At 35.3% G+C, this 3,321-nt stretch carries 2 protein-coding genes and 2 pseudogenes; all 4 read left to right on the plus strand.

The features are described 5' to 3' along the window. Window positions 1–568, plus strand: a pseudogene (locus AC1M9I_RS14475) (hypothetical protein); the annotation flags it as partial. A gap of 56 nt (window positions 569–624) precedes the next feature. Continuing rightward, window positions 625–905, plus strand: a pseudogene (locus AC1M9I_RS14480) (type VI secretion system Vgr family protein); the annotation flags it as partial. Between the two features lie 262 nt (window positions 906–1,167). After that, a complete protein-coding gene (locus tag AC1M9I_RS14485) occupies window positions 1,168–2,067 on the plus strand; it encodes a hypothetical protein (RefSeq protein ID WP_481611203.1) in 900 nt (299 codons plus the stop codon). Between the two features lie 3 nt (window positions 2,068–2,070). Continuing rightward, a complete protein-coding gene (locus AC1M9I_RS14490) occupies window positions 2,071–3,219 on the plus strand; it encodes an Imm71 family immunity protein (protein WP_481611204.1) in 1,149 nt (382 codons plus the stop codon). The last annotated feature ends 102 nt before the right edge of the window (window positions 3,220–3,321 follow it).

A 3,321-nucleotide genomic window follows, 5' to 3' on the forward strand; every position in this document is an offset into this window, starting at 1 on the left:
AGAACCTATAGCAAAGACAGGGGTATATATTCCTGTGGGTGATCGATATGGCGTACCACAATTTGCTTGGACTTATCGTGATGAAAATAGTTTTACACGTGGACAATTAGAAGAGTGTGAGACATTAAATGCTTTAGGAAAGGACTTATTTTCTAAGTTTAATGAATACACAGCATGGACTCCCTCTGAAGAACTTAGAAAATTTGCAATTGAAAATATTAAAAAGAAAAAAATTGATGATGATTTTGGATATGTAAAACTACGTCATGATACTCAATTAACATTGGCCTCAGAGTTGATTGCAAATAATGTTTTTTCTAAGGCTGATTGTAGTTGGTACTTTGTTGAGTTAATAGAAGGTGAGTTTGAAGATATTGGGGTTGAGGATGTAGATACTTTTGCTACACCTGATTTAAAAGTTATAGGGGGAGAATTATGCCCAAGAACAGGTTATTGGATTTTATCTAATGATAAAGGAAAACGACTGTATTTCACCAAAGGAACCATAATGAATAAATCTAGTAAAAATTGGGGCGAAGAATATTGGGTATATGACGGTGAAGAATAGAAAGTTATTCTAGGCTTTTATTTAATTGAAGGCTTTGTCATGCTACCCCTTATGATGAAATCTTTGAACTCAGAACAGATCAAAGGGGGCAGTGCGTGCAGGAGAAGGTATACTCATCTCTACCTACAAACAGGAACAAGCGAAAGACCTCAGTGAAGTGGCAAAAAATCAACAAACTGATCCACTGAGCTTACTCGAAAACCTACAGGGCTACCTCAAAAACTTAGAGAGCGAAGACCAAAGCAAAGCCGCTACCTTTAAACAAGCGATCATGCTCTTGGCTTCACCAAGTTCCATTGCCATAGAAAGTAATAAAGACATCCACCTTAGTGCAAATTATTTCCACAGAAGATCGAGTTGAAATTAAAGCTGCGTTAAAAAAAATGGGTTGTGGAGACCCAATTAAATTTTTAAACACACTAAAATTTTCAAAATACCAAACTAAAATTTTATCCGAGTTTAAAAAATTTATTGCGTGATTAAAATCCTCGATTCAGTTTTTCTTATCAAAAACGGGCGTTGTTCTACCTAAGCATGTACAACAACAATTAAACTCATTTTTACCTGAGTTAGATAAACTTGCCAAACTCGCAGATAAAATGATTCCTTCTGCAATTAAAGAGTTGGACAGTGCATTAAATAAAGTTCGATCTGAAATGATCAACAAAATGAATAAAGCTGGTGCAAAGATAGGTGGTGGAGAAACTAAGGTTTTAACCACGGAAGCACGTTTAGCTTCTACTGCTAGAAAAACGATTCCAAGTAAAGGACATAAACCAGCATCTTTAAGTCATTATATTCATAAAGAGGGATGGCCGGATTTGAGGACATATAAAAAAGATGGTCCCCTGGGTGAAAAAATTTTTCCAGATATTCACTCATTTAGTATTAAAGTGCCAATTCAACCTAAATTATTAAAAGCAGGTTCAAAAGTTCCACTATTTCGAGTGGTGGAAAGAGTAAATCCTAGCAAATCTGGGGGATATTGGGCAGAAAAAATGTCAGAAAATGGTAAAGCGTGGCGTTTGGACTGTGCAGTAAAAGGGGCATGGAGTACGAATGGTGCTTATGTTGTTTTAGATCATGTACCTACTATTGCTGAAATGAGAAAGTTAGGCATAAGAGTATCTGATGATTGGGATGGTTTACGTGTCTGGCGTGGAAAGATTGCAGAACAGCTTGATAATGAGAGTAGCTTAGAAAAAGGTCATCAAGCTACTAATCTGTTACTACCGGGTGGTGATATTCAAATTTTTATAAACTTTAGAGATCCTCATAATTTACCTGTTAAAGAATACATCGATAAAATCCTCAAAGAAAAACCGACAAACTGGAACGATTCAAAAATACCAACTCAAAGTGAAACAATGGTGGAGTATTTGGAAAAGCGTGAACGATCAGCGAAAATTGTACAACAAGGTCAAGTATTAAGAGGAATTTCTTCCACTACACGTGCAGGCGTTGAATATCAACAAAATAAACAGACTGAGAAGCGTTAATCTATGTTAAACCCAAAATTTATGGCACCAATGCAAGAGCAAGAATCACGAAATAAAGCATTTTATTTAATTAAGAAATACACGAGTTATACGTTTTTAGATCAGATACGTGTCTTATACCAACAATTTTTAGATGCTTTTGAAAGACAATTAAGAAATCCACCGAAAAAAGTGCTTCAACACCAATTCTCAGATCACCTACAAAAAAGACACGAAGGAGAATATATTCATTTTTTGGAGAAAATGGTTCAACTAGAACAAGGATTGAATCTATTAAAGACAACAAAATATAAGAAAGAAGCTTATATTACATTCTTAGGACCTGACATTTCAGACAGAATGTTTGATAGATATGCTGATGAAAATGGTATTGTTGATGACCCTTTTTATATTTTGCTGGGTTTGGGATACTCAAAAAGTACTGATCTTTTTATGCCAATAGATCCTAGAATGTATTCTGTATCCACTAAGGTGGATCACTCTAATTATGTAAATTTAGTTTTGATTGCATTAAGTTTGCGCAGTCTGTGTATAAGATCTCTAGCTTCTGTTAAAACAGATCGTGATCCTTTTGCATATTTAGATAAAGAGACTACGCGGGCTTCAATAAAATGGTCATATGAGACAATTTTTTTCTCTAAAGAATGGCCACCGTTAAGAGTTTATCCTGAACCGATTCCTATGTGTCCACCTTTTAATTTAGACTCAAAAGAAGAAATAGCTACGGGTGAAGAAGTATATATCACAGGTATTTATGAGCCATGGTTGCCAATTAATGGAAAAGTAGGTTGTCCTAACTATTTTTTGGAAGGTACTACAGCAACTCAATATCAGTTAGATGGTACTGACGATTGGTATGATGTTAAATGGCGTTTAATTTGGGAAGACAATCGCTATATAGATGGAACCATACCCGAGGAAGAAAAGAATTATATTTTTGATATAGAAAATATAGGAAAACAATCCAATCAACCCGAAACTGAATCAACTGAAAAATTAAGTATAGCGGCTGGGCAGGTTTGTCCTAAAGCTGGCTATTGGTATACAACAGCGAAATCAAATTCACGGCAATACTTTAAACAGGGTGAGATCTTTCCAAATTATGAAAGTGATTGGGGCGAGGTGTACTGGCAGTTTGATGGAGAAGAATAAAACTATATCGTTCAAGGTGAAAACTTTCGCATTGATGGAAGTTTAATAAAAAACCCGCTTTCGCGGGTTTTTTGATCTCAAACGAGATTACATATTCGGATA

This window comes from Acinetobacter sp. ANC_7553, from assembly GCF_056779895.1.